At 55.4% G+C, this 16,999-nt stretch carries 11 protein-coding genes and 1 pseudogene; 9 read left to right on the forward strand and 3 right to left on the reverse strand.

What is annotated here, in order from left to right; genetic code table 11:
• The first annotated feature begins 167 nt into the window (after positions 1 to 167).
• From AC2FNU_RS06960 to AC2FNU_RS06975, 4 genes are all read left to right on the forward strand, one after another.
• Positions 168 to 809, forward strand: coding sequence for a biliverdin-producing heme oxygenase (locus AC2FNU_RS06960; RefSeq protein ID WP_496786474.1), 642 nt, complete (start codon positions 168 to 170; stop codon positions 807 to 809).
• Entirely contained in the window at positions 809 to 3,106 is a 2,298-nt protein-coding gene (locus AC2FNU_RS06965; RefSeq protein ID WP_496786476.1) for an ATP-binding protein, read from the forward strand. The genes AC2FNU_RS06960 and AC2FNU_RS06965 overlap by 1 nt, the downstream gene beginning before the upstream one ends.
• Positions 3,087 to 3,692: a response regulator transcription factor gene (locus AC2FNU_RS06970; protein ID WP_496786478.1), complete on the forward strand. Its 606-nt coding sequence runs from the start codon at positions 3,087 to 3,089 to the stop codon at positions 3,690 to 3,692. Before AC2FNU_RS06965 ends, AC2FNU_RS06970 begins: the two co-directional genes overlap by 20 nt.
• A gap of 107 nt (positions 3,693 to 3,799) precedes the next feature.
• Positions 3,800 to 4,054 carry a hypothetical protein gene (locus tag AC2FNU_RS06975; protein WP_496786480.1) on the forward strand — a complete coding sequence of 85 codons (255 nt, stop codon included), beginning with the start codon at positions 3,800 to 3,802 and terminating at the stop codon, positions 4,052 to 4,054.
• A 54-nt stretch (positions 4,055 to 4,108) separates the two neighbouring features.
• Here AC2FNU_RS06975 and AC2FNU_RS06980 read toward each other — a convergent pair whose 3' ends face one another.
• Positions 4,109 to 4,546, reverse strand: coding sequence for a phosphate-starvation-inducible PsiE family protein (locus AC2FNU_RS06980; protein ID WP_496786482.1), 438 nt, complete (start codon positions 4,544 to 4,546; stop codon positions 4,109 to 4,111).
• Between the two features lie 427 nt (positions 4,547 to 4,973).
• Here AC2FNU_RS06980 and AC2FNU_RS06985 point away from each other — a divergent pair, with 427 nt between their 5' ends.
• The gene (locus AC2FNU_RS06985) at positions 4,974 to 5,948 is read left to right on the forward strand and encodes a LysR family transcriptional regulator (protein WP_496786484.1); all 975 of its coding nucleotides are present in this window, start codon (positions 4,974 to 4,976) and stop codon (positions 5,946 to 5,948) included.
• A gap of 31 nt (positions 5,949 to 5,979) precedes the next feature.
• Here AC2FNU_RS06985 and AC2FNU_RS06990 read toward each other — a convergent pair whose 3' ends face one another.
• On the reverse strand, positions 5,980 to 7,503 hold the full coding sequence (locus tag AC2FNU_RS06990; protein ID WP_496786487.1) for a trimethylamine methyltransferase family protein: 1,524 nt from the start codon (positions 7,501 to 7,503) through the stop codon (positions 5,980 to 5,982).
• 189 nt (positions 7,504 to 7,692) lie between these two features.
• Here AC2FNU_RS06990 and AC2FNU_RS06995 point away from each other — a divergent pair, with 189 nt between their 5' ends.
• Both AC2FNU_RS06995 and AC2FNU_RS07000 read left to right on the forward strand, forming a co-directional pair.
• Entirely contained in the window at positions 7,693 to 10,128 is a 2,436-nt protein-coding gene (locus tag AC2FNU_RS06995) for a GcvT family protein (protein ID WP_496786490.1), read from the forward strand.
• A gap of 364 nt (positions 10,129 to 10,492) precedes the next feature.
• On the forward strand, positions 10,493 to 12,034 hold the full coding sequence (locus AC2FNU_RS07000; protein ID WP_496786492.1) for an ankyrin repeat domain-containing protein: 1,542 nt from the start codon (positions 10,493 to 10,495) through the stop codon (positions 12,032 to 12,034).
• 60 nt (positions 12,035 to 12,094) lie between these two features.
• On the opposite strand, the gene AC2FNU_RS07005 is transcribed toward AC2FNU_RS07000, so the two are convergent.
• Positions 12,095 to 12,979, reverse strand: a complete 885-nt coding sequence (locus tag AC2FNU_RS07005; protein WP_496786495.1) for an IclR family transcriptional regulator — start codon at positions 12,977 to 12,979, stop codon at positions 12,095 to 12,097.
• A 480-nt stretch (positions 12,980 to 13,459) separates the two neighbouring features.
• Here AC2FNU_RS07005 and AC2FNU_RS07010 point away from each other — a divergent pair, with 480 nt between their 5' ends.
• A complete protein-coding gene (locus AC2FNU_RS07010) occupies positions 13,460 to 16,042 on the forward strand; it encodes a hypothetical protein (RefSeq protein WP_496786500.1) in 2,583 nt (860 codons plus the stop codon).
• Positions 16,043 to 16,377: 335 nt separating this feature from the next.
• Positions 16,378 to 16,999, forward strand: a pseudogene (locus AC2FNU_RS07015) (adenylate/guanylate cyclase domain-containing protein); the annotation flags it as partial.

A 16,999-nucleotide genomic window follows, 5' to 3' on the forward strand; every position in this document is an offset into this window, starting at 1 on the left:
CCGGTGTTTTCAAATTGAACACTTGGCGTCGCGTTGATTTTGCAATGGAAATTCACCACGGTAGATTCAACGTTGTTTGGTTTCGACCTGACCGAACCTGCTTTAGGCTTGAACACAATCAAGTAGGAGCGGGTGAACAACCATTCGCACGGACCGGAGGAAAACGTTTGATATCTCTGTCAGAATTGGACGGCCAGTCCTTGCGAGCGATACTGCGCAGTGAGACGGATGCCCTGCACAACAAGCTGCACGAACAGATCACCTTTGCCGCGCTACTCGATGGCTCTATCCGGCGTTCTGACTACTATGCACTTATCAAGCGCCTGCACGGGTTCTACGCACCGTTGGATGAAGCTGTTATTGAGGCGCTCGGATCAGGTGGTCCCGGTTTGACGCCGTTTGAGTATGCGAAACGGGCTGATTTGATTGCACAGGACATGATTGATCTGGACCCTTATCGCGGCACCGCTTCTACAAACCCCAAATGCCAGGACATCGCCAGGGTCGTGACACCAAACACGGTCGGCGGAGTGTTATACGTGGTCGAGGGCGCCACAATGGGTGGGGCGCTGATAAACAAGGCCGCTGAAAAATTGCTTTCCAAAGACAATAATCATGGCCGCAGGTACTGGGACTGGTGTCGTACCGAAGGCCGCACCCGATGGAACATGACCCTGACATATCTGGACCAGTTGCGGGTCAGCGACAAAGCGCTTGATGATTTGATTTCCGGGGCAAGAGACACATTTCGTCTTTTGGATAAGTGGCTCTCGCCATTGGACAAAAGAAGCCAAGGAGGATCCATCTGATGGCGGATGGTGTCGATCTCAGCACTTGTGATCGTGAGCCGATCCACTTGATCGGCGCGGTCCAACCCCATGGCGCTCTTGTTGCACTTTCCGGAGAAACGCTTCAGGTCGAGTATGCAAGCCTGAATACGGAACACTTCGTGGGCGTGCCTGCCCATGCCATTTTGGGCAAACACGTGTCCGATCTGATCGGGGAAGAGAATACGCGACATCTGCTAAAATTGCCGTTGCAGCCGTCAAACCCGGAACTTCTGAAGCCATGGTTTTTCTGCTTGGACAATGGGCCGGGTGGCCCCTTGCCGGTCGAGTGTTTTCCGCACAAGTATAACGGCTATATCATACTCGAATTCGTCGCTCCCGAGCCTGCGCCCACCGCTGTGTGGGAGGACGAGGTCTTGCGGCAGGGTATTATTTCCGAGCTTGTCAAACCTGGTGTTCTGGTCGAACTCGCCGAAGCAAGCGCCAAAATGATCAGGGACGTCACGGGGTTTGACCGCGTCATGATTTACAAGTTCGCCGAGGACAAGCACGGCGAAGTCATTGCAGAAAGCACAAACAGACCAGACAGTTTCTTGGGCCTGCACTATCCGGCGTCGGACATCCCAGATCCTGCGCGGCGGCATTTTACCTTAAATGTCATCCGTACCATTCCGGACATTAACGGCGAACGTATCCCAATCGTCTCGCGCACCGGCGAAGTGGCAAGCGATACGTCTGCGCGCCCACTTGATCTGACCTATTCCAAGCTGCGCGCAGTGGCACAGGTGCACGTCGAATATCTAAATAACATGGGTGTTGGTGCCAGCCTGTCGATTTCGCTTGTGACCAACAACGAACTTTGGGGGCTGGTGGCTTGTCACCACTATGGCAAACGTCTCGTGTCTTCCAGCCGGTTGCGATTTGCCGAGCTTCTTGCCAGCACCACCTCAGCTCTGTTGCAAAGCATCGAAAACACCAATCAGCTCAAAAAGTGCATCACCGCTGAAAAAACCGCTTTTCAGATCGAACAAAGGGCCAGAGTTGGATCTGCCCTCGCTGATCTTGTCGCGGAACAAGCTGAAGCACTTATGCAGATGATCGACGCACGCGGACTTATTCTGGTGCTACGAGGCAAAACAATAACTGCCGGAAACGTGCCCGCACAGGCAATCGATTTTCAACCGTTGCGCGCCAAATGTTCAGATGGGATCGCGACAAGCTCTCGTCTGTCTTCCACAACGTTTCTGGACAAAGAGCAGATCGGACAGGCGGCAGGCGCAGCTTTTCTGGAGCTGTCCGACGACGGGAAAGATTACCTTGTTTTTCTGCGCACCGAGTATGTCCAGACAATCAGTTGGGCTGGAAAACCGGAGAAGTTTGAGACATTGGCAGACAACGGTACAACCCGTCTGTCTCCCCGAGGGTCTTTTGCGCTTTGGAGCGAAGAAAGACGCGGGCAAAGCAAACCCTTCGACGCATTGGATCATGATGCACTGCGTATCCTCAGACGGGCGCTTTTTGCGCTGAACAGTTTAGAACACGAACAGGTCGCGCTGGAGGCTCAAAAAAAAGCAGAAGACGAAAAAATCAAATTGCGTCATGCGCTGCTTGATGCCGCGCGTGCCAGTTCGATGGGTGAGTTGGCGTCGGCCATTGCTCATGAACTCAATCAACCGCTGACAGCTGTGTCAAACTACGTGAACGCCTGCCGTCAGGAACTGGTCCGGGCAGAGGTTGAAATCCCTGAACCGGCCAAAAGCCATATTGAACTGGCTGTGACGGAAGCCGCCCGGGCCGGAGAGCTGGTACACCGCATCCGCAACTTTATTTCCAGCGGCGATCTGAACACGGATCTCATCGACATCAACAAGGTGATACAACAGGGCATGGATCTGGCATTGGTTGCAAACGATCTGCCGGACCTGCACGTCACAACGCAGTTGGATCATGGTTTACCCAAAGTCGTCGGTGATCCGGTGCAGTTGTCGCAAGTGGTGCTCAACCTGGTGCGCAACAGTTTGCAGGCCATGGAGGCGCATCAAAATCATCACCTGACAATCCAAACTGCAAGAGTAGGCGATCAGGTACAGGTCACGGTTCGGGATTCCGGCCCCGGAATACCGGATGAGATAAAAGAGTTTCTGTTTGAACCCCTGCGCGCGTCAACAACAATGGGAATGGGCATTGGCCTGTCGCTGTGTCGTTCTATACTTGAGGCACATGGCGGTCGTATCTGGGTTGCACCTTCGAATGTCGGCACCACCATGGTTTTCAGCCTGCCACTGAATGAGGAAAACTATGACACCCTCACGCAATGAGATGTTGGTCTATGTTATCGAAGACGACACATCAGTCTTGCATTCGCTTTGTGCTGTTTTGGGGGCGTATGGCTATGAGACAGAACCGTTTGAAACAGCCGAACAGTTTTTGAAGCAGTTTGACCAACACAAAATATCCTGTGTTCTGTTGGATCTCAGGTTGCCAGGCATAAGCGGAATAGAGCTTTTAAAACACCTCAACGACATGGATGCGCGTTGCCCCGTCATCGTGATAACTGCACATGGCGACGTTCCTCTTGCAGTTCAGGCCATGCGTTTGGGCGCATTGGACTTTATTGAGAAACCACCGCCGGTCGAACAGATCCTTGAGGCAATCAAATCTGCGGAAACCAGTTTTTCGCTGAATCCGGCGTCGGCGGTACCCAAAAGGGTTGTTGAAGAACGCTTGTCAAAACTGACCGACCGCGAACGGCAGGTTCTGCAACTGCTGTTAAAGGGCAAACTGAACAAAGAGATCGCAAGCGAACTGGGCCTTAGCCGCCGCACGGTTGAAGTTCATCGCTCTCGTATTCGCGAGAAAATGCAGGCACGTGGAATTGCAGATCTGATCAGGATGACAGAGTAGAAATTAGTATCTGCGCGTAAGTAAAACTACTTAGTGGATCACCACAACTACCGGGTTTGACAAAACCGAATTACTCTTTGCCCCATTGCTGCATAGAGGAAACAGACGTGCCTACCGACGTAAGTCAGCCGTCAGACATCAGCGACCAGCATAGCATCGCGTCCGATACAACGTCAGCGGCCACCACCTATCTGATTGAACTGGATGCCGAGCTTCTCGCGGCAGCTGAAGGATGGCGAAAAGCCAATCACATTCCCACTACGAACGAGGCCCTTTCCGAACTCATTCGTCTGGGACTGCTGAGTGAGATTTCGCATCTGCACGATCTGGTCGCATCTATCCGGGACTCGATCAAGAAATGAGCCGCCCGTGCGCAGCTGTGCAGCGGATGTCATGAACACTGCGGCACGCAGCGTCTAATCTGTATCGTCCGTTGTCGTTCGATCAATCCAGAGCAAAACGCCAAAAGCAATACCCAATGCAAGCACTGCAGCGGCAAGACCGAAGACCAAAAGGGCCGAAACCTGATCGATTTCCATAACAATCAGCTTTCTGACAACGGCCAGAATACCAATCATCAAAACGATCCGAACCTGCTCATACCCTTTGCTGCCTGTCACCATCAGATGCACGGAATGGGCGAGTTCAAGAGCTATGACCGCTCCCAAAAGCAAGGCAAAAAGCTGTTGCAGATCTTCATATGATACACCGGATCCTGCACCGAGCAGCACGTCAGTTGTCTGACGGAGAAAGCTGGCCGTTGCCAGCAGAATAACAACCATCGTGCCCAGCAACAGAACAACCGCCACTGCCGACGAAAACAACCCATAAGCTCGGTCAACATTTTTTTGCATCCCAAAAATGTAACTCGGGAAGGTCAAAAGTCATATTAGAAGGCCAGCCCATCAAGGTCATTGGAACGGGCTGGAAATATCCCCACCGCTTCATTTTGCCCTCTCAGCTGTTGTCGCGCGGCCGAAAACGGAACCCGTCAGGAATATGTTCGATAAGCTCAAGGCGCGGCGACCCACTGTGACCGCTGTTGTGATGTGCTCTTTTGGCACGGTATTCTCGCAGGCCCTGTCCAGATTGAAAAGGAAACGAGATCAGGTGCTAAACCCTTCTCCGAGTCTGAATGCCGCGGGTTTTTTTCAATTTGGAAAACGCACTCATAAAGCATCACGCAGAAAGAATCGCCAATCATTTCGAGAAAATAGTAACTTTATTAGTATAAATTCGAAGCAAGACGACATCTCCAACAGGCCAAACGGAACAACATCAATGCCTCGCCATTCAACCACCAAGGATCTAAACCTCAAATGGCTGGAACTGTTTCAGATCTGCGCGCAGAAAGGATCGCTCCAGGCGGCCTCTAAGCAAACCGGCTTGACCATCAGCACGGTCTCGCATCATCTGCGCAATCTCGAAGACCATTTGGGGGTCGAGTTGTTCAACCACGCGCGCAGGCCCATGGTGCTGACACCAAAGGGTGAAGTTTTCCTGCGCAACATTGACGAAGCCCTCTACGCCATTCGCAAAGCCAAGGCCGAAGCGTCGGCCGGCAGCATTGCCGAAGCAAGCCTGCTACGCATCGGGTCAATCGAAGATTTCGACAGCGACATCATGCCGGAACTGGCCGTATTCTTGTCGCAACACATGCCAAGCTGCAATTTCATGTACCAAACGGACTCAAGTCACACGATCACAGACATGTTGCGTGACAGGCATCTTGATCTGGGGATCACGACCACTTTGAATGAACGCATGCGCGACCTGCAGGAACGACCGTTGCTGCGCGATCCGTTTGTTGTGGTGCTGCCTCGGGGGTGTGACGAACTTGCGGCCAATGTCGTAGAAGGCCAAACCAGCCTGCCTTTTCTGAGATTCTCGGGCAATCTGATCATTGCACGGCAAATCGAGTCGCAGATGCGCCGTCTTGGTTTGTCCCCTTCGTCCAATTTCGAATGTAGCAACAACCAGACTTTGATGGCGATGGTCGCAGCCGGGGCGGGATGGACCATCACAACACCATTGCTGTTTTCCCGCGCCAAACGGTTTCAGCAGAACCTCAGCATGCATCGCTTTCCCGGCAAGAGTTTTTCGCGCAGTTTGGCCATTGTCGCGACACCTGATTGTTCCCGGTCGTTGCTGGAACTGGTGGATAGCAAGATGCGGGCCCTGATCACCGAACACGCCATATCCCAGCAAACTCAAAACAGAGCCTGGCTGGCCGAAAGTTTCCGGCTAATCACCTGACCGGGCTGACCCTGCCAAACAACATTTTTGACTACGGGATCAGAATGTTGAACCGCTCACGGATTTGGCGTTCCTGGTCAGATGTCAGATATTGCGGGTGGTGTTCGTCAAGGATGTCCTGCGCCCGGCGTCGGGCACGGGCCCAGGCATCTTGCGCACCGTTTTCCGCCCATGTGCGCGGCTCATCGCGGTCGGCGAGTGACGGGTAGAAATAGTCTCGTTCCATCGCCGCATAGGTGTGCTGCCCTCCCAGGAAATGCCCGTCACCGAGAACCGCATCGCAGATCGCATCAAAGCCCAGGTTTTCATCACTCACCTCGATCCCCCGCAGAGCACGGTAGGTGTTCGAGTGCATTTCGTCATCCAGCACAAATGCCTCAAAGCTGGCCCCCAGCAAGGATGCGGTCATGCCCGAACTTTCGTAGATCAAGTTCCCCCCGGCCAGCGCTGCTGCCATAGAGGTGATACCTTTCTCCATGCCATATTGCGCGTCGATGGCCTTGGCGTCTGTCATCGAACAGGCCACTCCTGACGGCAGGCCCAGCCAGTTTGAAAGTTGCGCCGAAGCCGCATTCAGCACAGCCGTTTCCCCGCTGCCTCCCGAAAACGCGCCGGTGCGCAAGTCAATCACCAGCGGCCAGTTTGAAAAGACCATCGGATAACCCGGCCGGATCGCATGCACCATGAGCAGGCTGGCCAGCGTTTCGGCCAGCGACTGTGCCAGAAATCCGGCCAGCGTGGCAGGCGCGGTCGCCCCTGCCTGTGCGGCGGTGATGCACGAAATCGGGATATTGTGCCGGATGCACTCATAGACAACATCCACCGCATCCTCGCCATAGCGCATGGGCGAAATTACCGGGCTGATATGCGCCTTCATGAAGGGACGCTTGGCAAATTCTCCCGGTCCACCGGCGGCGATGTCCAGCATCTCGACAATCGGGGCCACATATTCGGCCAACGTGAACGAGGTCGCCGTGGGTTTGGTTGTGTTTTTGATCAGCGCAAAGGCGGTGTTGACGTCCAGATCGAAATTGTCCGGCACATCGGTGGCGACGCAGCAACGGGTGTACCAACTGACATTGGCCAGTGTGTCTTGTAGCCGGGTGAAGTTGTGCAGATCTTGCAATGTCGAAGGCCGGTAAATCCCGCTGTCCATGTCCAGCGTCTGAACCGCCGCGCCACCTGTGCCGAAATAGACCTTATTGCCGCCCACTTCGATGGATCGGGCCGGGTCCCGACCATGCAGAATGAACGTCTTTGCGGCCTGATCAATGGCCTCTTCCACCAGCTTGGGCGGAAACAGGATGCGCCCCTTGCCATTGTCAATCGCACCGATGGCCAACAGATCCGCTTGCAGACGCTCGGGTACTTCGCCCACGCCAAGCATTTCGAGAAGATCCAGTGCAGTATCATAAATGCGATGCAGATCCGCGTCGCTGAGTGGTTTGTAGACGCCACCAATCTGGCCGGGCGGGCAAGGATCAATCGCGGGCTTTGCGGCGCGCTGCGCCAGCCGCTCGCGACGGCCCCCTCGCTTTCCACGCTGCCCTGCCATGCTTGCTCCTTCGGTCGCGCCTCAACGCCGATAGAAGAAGCTTAACCGATGCAATTACAATGACCTCGATAAAAACTCGAAAAAATCGAATTTAGAGTTTGATTTCCTCTGAATAAATGCCGGGCTTATTGCGAAGCGGTCCAATCTGCGGGCCTATCTCGCAAACTGTCTTTCGGAGGCTCGCGTCGCATGAAATCCCGCACCAAGGTTGTCGTCATCGGCGGAGGCATTGCCGGATGCTCAACGCTTTATCACCTGACACAGGAGGGATGGGGCGATGTTGTTCTGGTCGAGCGCAATGAGCTGACCAGCGGCACGACCTGGCACTCCGCCGCCCAAGTGACCAATTTTGGTATGAACCAGACCATGGTGGGGCTGAAGACGCATTCGATCAACCTGTATAAGAAGCTATCGGAAAACCCCGAATACCCGATCAACTACCACCATGCCGATGGTGGCATTCGCCTCGCCAATACCGAGGCGCAGATGCAGGGTTATCGCCACTTTGCCTCGATGGCCCGCGGCATGGGTGTCGCGTTCGAGGTGATCGATGCCGAGGAATGCGCCCACCGCCATCCGCTGATCTCGACCACAAATCTGCTGGGCGGGCTCTGGGACCCGCTGGATGGAGATATCGACCCGGCGCAGCTGTGCCAGGCGCTGGCCTATCACGCCCGCAAGGCCGGGGCCGAGGTCTATCGCAACACGCCTGTGACCGCGCTGACGCAGCACAAGGACGACACCTGGACCGTTCATACCGAAAACGGCGACATTGATTGCGACATTGTAGTCAACGCCTGCGGTTACCGCGTCAACGAAGTGGGCGCGATGATGGGGGTGCATCACCCCGTCGCATCAATGGAGCACCAGTATTTCCTGACCGAAGACATTCCCGGCATCGCTGAGGCAGGCCATCGCATGCCGCTGCTGCGCTGCCCGATCAGCGACTATTACAGCCGTCAGGAAAAGGGCGGTCTGCTGGTTGGTTTCTATGAGCAGGACTGCAAACCCTGGGGGATGGACGGGATTGATCCGAACTTTGTCAACGCACTCTGCCCTGATGATCTGGATCGGGTCATGGACGTGCTGGAAGGTGCGTTTGAACGTATGCCCGCCTTACGCGAAACCGGCATCCGATCCGTGGTGAATGGCCCAATCACTTACACCATCGACGGCGCGCCGCTGGTCGGTCCGATCCCCGGCAAGCGCAACGCATTCTGCATCATCGGGTTGCGCGCCGGTCTGGGCGAAGGCGGCGGGCACGGCTGGTTGCTGGCGCAACAGATCGTTCATGGCGAGGCGTGTTATGACACCTGGTGCCTCGATCCACGCCGCTTTACCGGGCATGCAAATGTGGAGCTGACCTCGCTGAAGGCAATCGAGGATTACCAGAACGAATTCCGCTTCCACTTTCCGCATGAACACCGCCCGGCGGGTCGCCCGGCCAAGACCACGCCGCTGACGCCGGTTCTGGCCACCGAAGGTGCCGAGTTCACCGTCGTAAACGGATGGGAGCGGGTCGACTACATCAAACCCACACAGGACTTTCACCCCAGCCTGACCTTTAACTTTGACGAAGCCTTTGACGTGGTCGCTGCTGAGATCAGGAACGTGCAGGAGAATGTCGGCCTATGCGAGGTCAACGGATTCAACCGGTTTGAAATCACCGGTACGGATCGCCACGCCTTCCTCGACCGCATGTTCTGCGGCACTGTCACGAAACGCACTGGACGTGTGGGGCTTGGATATCTGCTGAACCATCATGGGATGGTCAAATGCGAGGCCACCGTGGCCAACATCCCCGCCAGCGATCGCGGCCCTGCGCGGGTCTGGTATGGCTCGGCAGCGGCGAGTGAGTACCACGATATGGATTGGCTGACCCAGCATTTGCGCGATGGCGATGATGTGCAGATACGCTCTCTGACCAACGACCTGACGATCCTTGTTCTGGCCGGTCCCAAGGCGCGCGATGTCCTTGCCGCGTGTTCCCGCGGCGATTGGTCGAAAGAAGGCTTCCCCTGGCTATCAGTACGTGAATGCTTCGTAGGGTTTGCCCCAGCAACCGTCATGGCAGTCAGCTTCTCGGGTGAGCTGGCCTTTGAAATCCATGTGCCCAACGCTTCGCTCCATGCCGCTTATCTGGCGCTGCGTAAGGCCGGTGAGGCACACGGCCTGAAGCTGTTCGGGGCCCGCGCGGTGGAATCCATGCGGATGGAGAAAGGGTTCCTGCATTGGAAAGCGGACCTGTTGACCGAGTTCGACCCATTCGAAACGGGATTGGACCGCTTCGTCAGGCTGGACAAAGGCGACTTCATCGGCAAGGACGCCTTGATTGAGCGAAAGGCGAAAGGGTCGCGCAAGAAGCTGGTGACTTTGAAGATCGACACAACCCACGCACCGGCCCACGGTGGAGCTTCGTTGATGCAAGGTGATACCGTCGTCGGCACCATAACCTCGGGCGATTGGGGGCATCGGGTTGGCTTAAACCTTGCTTACGCCTTCGTAAACCCTGACCTGGCCGAGATTGGCAGCACGATGAAGCTCGACCTGTTCGGCGATCTTGTGACGGCACAGGTCATCCCGCCTTCGCCTTACGACCCTGACCACAGGCGAATAAAAGGTTGAGCTCGCAATGACCACAATGCGCGTTTAAAGGCTAGCAGAGCCCGGGATTTTGGGTTGGGCGGCCGTATTGCACATTTCCGCTGAAGACACAGCACCGCAAGCAAGCATTACATTGGTGCTCGGGCTCTTCGGGCAAATTGTCCAAAGCACCTTTTTTAGGTGCGCTTGACTTCCAGTTTGGATGTAGCGGCAAGCCGTTGTGCTTGCAGCAGGTGATGGCAAGCAGTATTCTTGTGTCAGGCCGTGTCGAGGCGGCCACCCGGTCCGCGGAAAGCTGTCATCGGCACCTCATTGAGAATGTGTGAAAACCACATCGGTTTCTCAGCCCGGATTAGCGGACCGTCGGGCAGTGGAGGGAAGACCGATGACCAAATCTCTCGACCAATTGCGCCGTGACGCCAAGGCGCTGGGCAAAGCATTAGCCGCAGGCGACAAAGGTGCGAAACTGCGCGTGCATGGTGTTGTTCCAACGACAAGTAACGGGACCTATAAACACGCCGATTGTTTGCATGTCATCGCGCGCGAGTCTGGCTATGCCTCGTGGCCTGCGCTGAAACTGGCTGTTGAGACCCAAGGCATGGACAGGGCGCAGAAACAGGGGCGGCTGCGGTGGGCACTGTATAACGGCTCGCCCGAGACAGTCTCATATTTGCTTGCTCAAGATCCAACACTCGCCGAGGGGCAGGTTCCTCTTCTTGTTGCGCTGTATGACGTGGACGCAATGCGCAAAATTCTGACGCAGGATGCAACGGCCGCGACCCGCAACTATCCGCCCCGGCGACCAATGTGCCATCTGGCATTTTCGAAACACATTCAGGCAGCGCCTGAAAAGGCAGACGATATGCTGGCAATGGCCAAGCTGCTTGTGGCACACGGCGCAGACGTGAATGACAGTTTTGCGTTCGACCCGGACGCAGAGCATCGCCTGTCCGCACTTTACGGGGCTTTAGGCCACGCCGACAATATGCCGTTGGCCAAGTGGCTGTTGGAACATGGCGCCGATCCAGACGACAACGAGTCACTCTATCACTCCACCGAATTGGGCCATACTGAGGGGCTTCGATTGCTGCTGGAGCATGGTGCCAATCCCAAAGGCACCAATGCACTGCCGCGCGCAATAGACTTTGACGATACCGAAGCGGTTCGTCTGTTGCTCGAGCATGGCGCGGACCCCAACGAAGGCATCACGCCGCACCCGTCTGGTGAACCTTCCTTGGTGATACCTGCCCTGCATCAAGCCGCCCGCCGTCTGGCATCAGGAGAAATCGCCCGGCTTTTGCTGGAATATGGCGCGGACCCAAATGCTGTCAGCCGCAGTCACACGCCCTATGCCTTTGCTCGCATTTTTGGCAACCGGGATGTGGCCGGGATTTTGGAACGAGCAGGAGCATCCACGCAGCTGTCCACGACAGAAGCATGCCTTGCGCGCGCGGCAGATGGTGAGCTCGAACCCGATGACCGCGTAGACATGACCACCTTGTCAGAAGAAATGAAATACCTGTTATGCCGCCTCGTTTGGCGCGAGGGTACTTTGCCTCACATGCAAAACCTGGTCGAGATAGGTTTTGACCCCAACCTGCCGGACGAAATGGGAATGCCGCCACTGCACCTGGCGGGTTGGGAAGGGATGTCCGACGTCATGACATATTTTCTGAGTCAGAATCCCGACCTCGACCACACTAACGCATACGGCGGCACGTTGTTGTCAACGATCATCCACGGCTCGGAAAACTGCCCACAAAGAGCGCATCGCAACCACATCGAGTGCGCACGGATGGTGCTTGAAAAGGGTGTAACACTGCCCCGGAAAGCGTCACAGTTTTCGACGGTTCCCGAGATGTCCGCTTTTCTTGCCGATTGGGCAGACTCGCATCCCGAGCAGGTTGTAGAGCATGGGGTTGTTTGAGATCACGAATACCCGCACCAGACGAGCGGTCTGGCACATCTGGAGTTTCTTTACCTTAGTTCATGTTTCGCTGCAGTGGGGTTGAAACGGCGATGATCCAGACCGCGACAGCGAGAAGCTTGCCATGGATGCACAATGCCTTCCAGCTTGTTCATTCAGCGAAACCATCGGCTGACCCCCGGTCAAAGGCGACAGCGCACACATGTGGGTTTTGGTGTTGCTATGCCATCGGATCCAGGTAACCCAAAGCGCGAGAGATTTCTTTTCCGGTCGCAATGGTTTTTTTGTGATTTCCTTGAATTGCGCACTTGTCAAAGGCACACCTACGGTGGATGTGCTAACCGCTGCAACACACTCTCCGGGATGCCGAAAGACGGGGACGGCGACGCAACGCACGAGTTCGGAATTCTCACCGTCATCCAGTGCGTAACCCCGGTTACGGATATGCGAAAGCTCCTCACGCAGGGCAGCTGGTGTTGTGATGGTGGTACTGGTTCGGGGTTCCTGACCGTGTTGGTCGATGACTTCCTGAACTTCATTATCACTCCGATAGGCCAAAAGAACCTTTCCGAGACCCGTACAATATGCGGGCATCCTGCCGCCGATCACGCTGCGCAGCTGTACCTCGGATCGGAAGTCATGTTTGTCCAGATACTCGACCTCGCCATCTGTGAGCTTGCCCAGGTGCACGGTCTCGCCCGTGGCATCATGCAGCTTGGCAAGACTGGGCTGCGCAATGCGCCGCACATCGGACTCGTTGCTTGCCAATTCTCCCAACCGGATAAGCGTGGTGCCTGGGGCATATTTTCCCGACGCTTCGAGTTTCTGAAGAAACCCAAGTTCCGTAAGTGCAGAGACCAGCCGATATGTGGTCGTCCGGTTCAAATCCAGTTGGTTGGCGATTTCGCTGATGGTCAGGCGTGGTGTTTTGTGCGTGAAACACATTAGTGTCTTCAGTGCGCTGGGCTATCGCGCGCCAGCACCCGAAACCATCATCCCGATAGATCAAAGGCCGATGATGCACTAACAATCAAATTGGACCAGTCAGATGAGGCCGTTCAGAGTGCCAAGAACAAGATGGGAATCCACAATTGTTAGACCAGGTGTGCGGTCCCAGTGTCTGGTGGGTCGGACAAAAGTGAATCGGGCCCGAGCAAAAGTTAATTATTGTGCAAATCTAAATTTGGCGAAGAGCCGCGCAACTGTATCGTTTCCTGCTCAAAACCTCCCTTAACCTACTGACCTATGGCGTTTTTTTGCGCATCCAACGTACCGGTCTAGGCCCGTATCCGCGCAGTTTCATTCGTTAATGAACTATTAACGTTTCCCGAACATCTGAGTTGTTACGCAATTCAGGTCCGAAATCACCGGGCGAAAAAAGCCGCAGTGCTTTTGTTGAGAAAGACAAGATGGGAGTCTGTTAAAATGAGTAACGGAACATACGAAGAATTTCGCGACGCCTTGCGCGCATTTGAGTCCGGCTGGGACAGGGAGCGCTATGACTCAGGCAACATTCAGGATTGGCAATTGAACCAATGGGCGGGTGGTGAAGTTACTGAATTTTTTACCGGTTATTCCAGCTGGTCTGATCTGACCAACGAGGAATGGGACGCCATGTCTTACCGTTCCATGAACTCGCTGGGTTTTGTGGGCTACCAGTTCGGAGAGGCCCTGTTGATCGACCTCGGTTATTATACTGATGATGTTTATTACGGGAACGGCGCGGCTTCGAATACGTGGGATGGAAACTGGACCGGTAAGAACGGTGTCAATTCGCTGCAGGACTTCACCACAAAGACCGCGCAAGAACGCGCGATCCAAGAGGCGTTTGGGTACAATCTTCAGGTGATCGAAACCGGTCTTGGTTATCAGGGCGAGAGCCTTGACGATTATGTTGGGACCACGCGGACTTATATCGAAAACGGTCAGGAAGTGACTGTCACATTGACCCTGACAGGCATAATGGCAGCGGCGCATTTGCGCGGGGCGTGGGGAACCCTGTCTCTGCTTCAGGGCGGCAATGTATCCGTGGATGAATACGGCACGTCCATTCTGCGCTATATCGATCAATTCGGGGGTTATGACTCGCCGACAGTTGAAGACGCCATAATGGTCTATACCGATGGTATCTTGCCGATAGACACCGGGGGCTGGACTGAAACCGGAAACGTTTCTCCTCCCTCCGAGCCATCAGTACCGGTAGGTCCGACCGGGAACGGCACCGCAAATACTGACGAAAACACAGCGGATGTGGTCATAAACTGGGCTTGGGGCACGGATGTCACGATACCGGATTTCGACCCGGCAACGGATACGATCTTCATCTCGTGGGTGGGTGCGGATGCGTTGGACGTAAGTGAAGTCAACGGATCGGTTGTGTTCGCCATCCCGTCCAACAACCAATCCACCACCTTGAGCGGCGTAACTTTGGCGGATTTGAGCCCTGCAAACTTCACCATTCTGGACAGCACCGCAGCAACCGAGGTGCTGGGTCTGGTGGGATCTGACGGGACACACCACGGCGGAGGGATGCATGGTGGAGAAAATGGCCACAACCATCAGCATATGCATGTCACGCTGAGTCTGGCATCGGACGCACAAGTGATTGACGGTTTTAAGCCAGCGATGGGCGATGTCATCGAACTGGGCCCGGACGTAACAGCCGAAAGCTTTGCCATTTTTGAGGAAAGCGGAGATGCTCTGGGTCAGACCGTCCGCATCGAATTGACCGTTGGCCAAACCACCACGCAGATCATATTCACCGGCTTTGGATTGTCAGATCTGGACATCAGCAACTTCTCGATCTCGGATCAGGCGGTTCTGAACGAGGTCTCGTCGGCCCTAGGTCAAATTGTCGTCACCCCAGGAGCGGGCGAAGGCTATGTCCTGAGCGATGACACTGATGGATCGAACCCCCCTGCCTCGACAGGAACAACAGACACGGGTGGCATCAAGTACCGGGCCGATAGCAACGCCGACGATATTACCGGGTTCCGCCCGGGCATGGATCAGTTGGATTTTGGCGGAACTTCGGTGCACGGAATGATTGTGACCAAATCACCAACGGGTGAGATTGTGATCGACAGCCCGTGGTCAGACGCGGCGCAAATCGTACAGGGCGTCACCTATCAGGATGTCACAATCGACGATTTCGGCGTGGTTGGAAACGAACACTTCCGGCAAGACATGGGGGCTGTTGTGAGCTGGGAACAAGGCGTTGGCCCGCGTGACGCCGACACGATCTATGTGCGAAGCCACGAATATGGTGTCCACGAAGTGATTGACGGGTTCGATCCGACCGCAATGAAGATCAGCTTTCTTTACTTTGGCACACGCGAACGTCTGAGTGTCGAGGACACAAGCGCGGGCCTTGTCATATCGTCCCTGCCCAGCGGGCAGAGCATCACGCTGACAGGTGTCACCAAGGCAGATCTGATCCCAGGCTTGGTGGAATTTCACCACGATCAGGTGATGGAAGACAATCTGGAGGTTCCGTTCGGGTTCGATCAAAACGATGTAACGCTGGTTGACCGCATAATGTTGCTGACACCCGAAGCGCCCGCCGGCGCTACGACCGACGGCCATCAGACCAGAACAGGCGACCTCACCGGAGGTTCCTCTGGCACTGACAATAATGGTGGTACAGATGGCGGAACCACGGACACCGGCAATGGCGAAACAGCAGGCGCTGTCACATTCGGCACAGGTGTCGATGTTGCCGAGCTCACGTGGAACTGGGGCGTTCAGACAGAAATCACCGGTTTCGACACAGGTGAGGATGTTCTGGACTTCAACTCTCTCGGTGCAGCAGATGTCACAGTGAGCGAAATTGGCGATGATCTGGTGTTTGAAGTTGTCGGAAACGGAGGCCACACCGTGACGCTCCGGGATATTCAGGCGGAGGACCTGAACCTCGGCAACCTCACCGCAGATGACTGGAACTCTATCGACGATGCGAACAGCGCGCTGGTGAATCAACTCGAAGCTTTGGGCATGTCGATCGCCTGAAGAAGAACCCAAAACGCACTCGGCCGTTATTACCGGTCGAGTGCTCATTTGTGACATGGCATCCTTCATTTTCCTTCAGTCAGCGGATGCCCAATGTGCAGGGGTCGTTTCTAAAGAGAGGATCCCGACCCGACTGGCCCAAATTTCCGGTCGCCGAGCTGGCGGCAACGCGGCGTCTGGCAGATCCGAAGCAGGCGGCACTCAACGTCAAGTAAACAAGTTGGCATATCCCACTCAACCGACTGGAAACAAATCAGGGCACCCACTAAGCTCAAGACGACCCTTCGGTAAAACCAATTGAACCGACGGTTGCTTTGGGTCGTTGTGGAGCTGGAATGCGTGTCAGTGTAGGGATCGCCGTATCTATACTTGTTGCCCTGTCGATCGGCGTGTCGACCTTTGTCGTGCATTCGTTGTGGTGGACAACGGCACGAGAAAACAGCCGCATGCTGGCGGCCGAAATCAACGGACAGATCGCCAATACCGTACGCATCGAGGTTGGGCTGACCCTCAGATCGGCCGAGGCAGCCTGGGCGGCAGTCCGCACGATTTTCATCCAAGACGTCATCCAGACGCGCCAGGCAGACAAGCGCGAGTTTGTGTTCCTGTCTCAAATACAGGCACAACCTAACATCTCGTGGATCACCTTCGGCTGGCCCGACGGCAACTTCTTCGCCGCACATCGCTTGGGCGACAGCGGGCTGGAAATGATGGAAATCGATGAAAACATTCGCGACCGAATGCTGCGCAACGACCGTTACATCTTTATCCCCGGCGATATTCAGTTCGAAGAACGGACCTTCACCGACACCGAATACGACCCGCGCGAACACGCCTGGTACCGCAACTTCATCGACCGCGATACACCGGATTGGATCGAGGTCCGGGACCTTCCGGGAAGCGACAAGACCGTATATGCCTTTGCAGGTCCTATCGACGTGCGCCGCCAGCGACAAG

The sequence above is a fragment of the Ruegeria sp. BHSB064 genome, assembly GCF_059613205.1.

Coding starts and splice junctions, on each gene's coding strand:
- AC2FNU_RS06970 (WP_496786478.1), top strand. CDS start 3,087: ATGACACCCTCACGCAATGAGATGTTGGTCTATGTTATCGAAGACGAC.
- AC2FNU_RS06990 (WP_496786487.1), bottom strand. CDS start 7,503: ATGGCAGGGCAGCGTGGAAAGCGAGGGGGCCGTCGCGAGCGGCTGGCG.
- AC2FNU_RS06980 (WP_496786482.1), bottom strand. CDS start 4,546: ATGCAAAAAAATGTTGACCGAGCTTATGGGTTGTTTTCGTCGGCAGTG.
- AC2FNU_RS07000 (WP_496786492.1), top strand. CDS start 10,493: ATGACCAAATCTCTCGACCAATTGCGCCGTGACGCCAAGGCGCTGGGC.
- AC2FNU_RS06965 (WP_496786476.1), top strand. CDS start 809: ATGGCGGATGGTGTCGATCTCAGCACTTGTGATCGTGAGCCGATCCAC.
- AC2FNU_RS07010 (WP_496786500.1), top strand. CDS start 13,460: ATGAGTAACGGAACATACGAAGAATTTCGCGACGCCTTGCGCGCATTT.
- AC2FNU_RS07005 (WP_496786495.1), bottom strand. CDS start 12,979: ATGTGTTTCACGCACAAAACACCACGCCTGACCATCAGCGAAATCGCC.
- AC2FNU_RS06985 (WP_496786484.1), top strand. CDS start 4,974: ATGCCTCGCCATTCAACCACCAAGGATCTAAACCTCAAATGGCTGGAA.
- AC2FNU_RS06995 (WP_496786490.1), top strand. CDS start 7,693: ATGAAATCCCGCACCAAGGTTGTCGTCATCGGCGGAGGCATTGCCGGA.